The sequence below is a fragment of the Xenorhabdus sp. KK7.4 genome (genome assembly GCF_963876465.1).
GTDB lineage: Bacteria > Pseudomonadota > Gammaproteobacteria > Enterobacterales > Enterobacteriaceae > Xenorhabdus > Xenorhabdus stockiae.
This window is the reverse complement of sequence record NZ_CAWNQF010000153.1, coordinates 1-1,565: the sequence shown is the minus strand read 5'-3', so window position 1 is coordinate 1,565 and position 1,565 is coordinate 1. Positions and strand designations below refer to the sequence as shown.

Sequence of the window (1,565 nt, the reverse complement as noted above, 5' to 3'; positions counted from 1 at the left end):
CCGTTCAAAGCCAAGTCAATAAACACTTCGGTAGTGTTAGGACACTTCAATTCAAGACCTGCGCCATCACTACAAATACCATCCGGTGAACATGCAACTCTGAGACTTTCATCCCGGAAAATGATTGGCTCTTCTTTCACCGTTAACCCGCTGTAGAACTCAAACGTCATCCGCGCTTCAAGTTCGTAATCTTTACCCCAGGCTAACGTTCTTGCATTAACTTCCTTGAATGCCCCGGTGCAAACTTCCCCGATTAATGTGTTCAGGTATGTCTTCTTTGCGTCTGACCATGATTTCGCTGATTTGGGCTTTGTGAGAACTTTCCAGACATCTGAAGCTGTAATAACACCTAGTCGGAGTGACATCCATTCTTCACTTCCTTGCTCTATCGCGGATAAGTTGATACCAGTTCTGTTTAGAACGATGTCGTTACTTATCATTTTTACCTGCCTTTGCTCTTAACATATCAATAATCGTGTTAGCCTCGAAAGCAGTAAGTTGTTCAGGGTGGCTGATTTGTCGCTTAAATTTTTGGCTGATGTAACCAAGAAATTTATCGCTCCACTCTCCGTCAATCTTAATCATAAGGTCTGATATATCTTTTAACTGTTGGTCACTGGCAGGTGTAATGTCACGAGACTGAGAGTGATCACTATTAAAGTCGATACCTTCCCCAGCTTCGGTGTTAACGTAATCAATGGCTTGGTCGAGTCGTTCCCGGCGAGGCCAGTATTTCGCCGCCTGTTTAACTACTGTTTTTAAAATCATCTGCTCTTCGTCAGTCACCCAAGGGCAGGTTTTCTTCTTAGATAGCCATGCTTTCCATGCTGTCGATCTATCTCTAATTGCGTAGATGTCAGCAATTGCCATTGTGTGAGTCAAGTAATCACCGTCATCTGTCTTAACGACTGTATAAGCACCGATAATTTCACCTCGTTGCTCTTGCGTAGCAAAGGCGTTGTATCCATGCTTTGGGGCAGTATCGATTGAAGTGAGCTGGAAGTTATCATTCTGCCTAACAATACTAGACTGACACCACTTGATGGCACCTGATTGCTGCGCTATATGCATCAGTCCCATATAGCTAATATCAAGGCAAACCTTCTTATCTCTTGGAACCAGATAAGCAAGTTTTTGCGCTGGGTTTAAACTGATACCGATTGCCGCAATATTCATCACGGCACTACGAACTGATATAACATTGCTGACGGCGACGCTGGCTAAATAATCGTTATTAGCAAATATCTGCATAGCAAATTCAGATTCACGCTTAAAGGCGATACTAGGTTCGCTACATACCTGCTCAAAATCCGTTTTGAGTGGGTTAATGATTTCGTAAACTTTTTGAACGACTGTACTCATGCTGCCCTCCCAATGATTTTATCCTTCAGACCCACCATCACGACCTCATTCAGGACACCTATGTATCTATCCCACGCAGAGGGGTTGCTTTTGAATATCGGGTTAAGTACTTTGCCAGCCCCTTCAGGCAATGAATTATCGATAAAACTCAAGACAATTTTCTCGACCTCTTCGTCGAGTTCTTCTTCGGTCATTTCCTGACA

At 43.4% G+C, this 1,565-nt stretch carries 3 protein-coding genes; all 3 read right to left on the bottom strand.

What is annotated here, in order from left to right; all coding sequences use genetic code 11:
• Window positions 1–437, bottom strand: a 437-nt coding sequence (locus tag AACS90_RS22655; RefSeq protein WP_193757312.1) for a YqaJ viral recombinase family protein, incomplete at its 3' end; no start/stop codon positions are given.
• The gene (locus AACS90_RS22650) at window positions 430–1,362 is read right to left on the bottom strand and encodes a recombinase RecT (protein WP_099123654.1); all 933 of its coding nucleotides are present in this window, start codon (window positions 1,360–1,362) and stop codon (window positions 430–432) included. The genes AACS90_RS22655 and AACS90_RS22650, both read right to left, overlap by 8 nt.
• Window positions 1,359–1,565, bottom strand: a 207-nt coding sequence (locus AACS90_RS22645; RefSeq protein WP_206601868.1) for a hypothetical protein, incomplete at its 5' end; no start/stop codon positions are given. The genes AACS90_RS22650 and AACS90_RS22645, both read right to left, overlap by 4 nt.

Excerpts from the sequence above, each read along its gene's own strand:
- AACS90_RS22650 (WP_099123654.1), bottom strand. The coding sequence starts at position 1,362 with ATGAGTACAGTCGTTCAAAAAGTTTACGAAATCATTAACCCACTCAAA.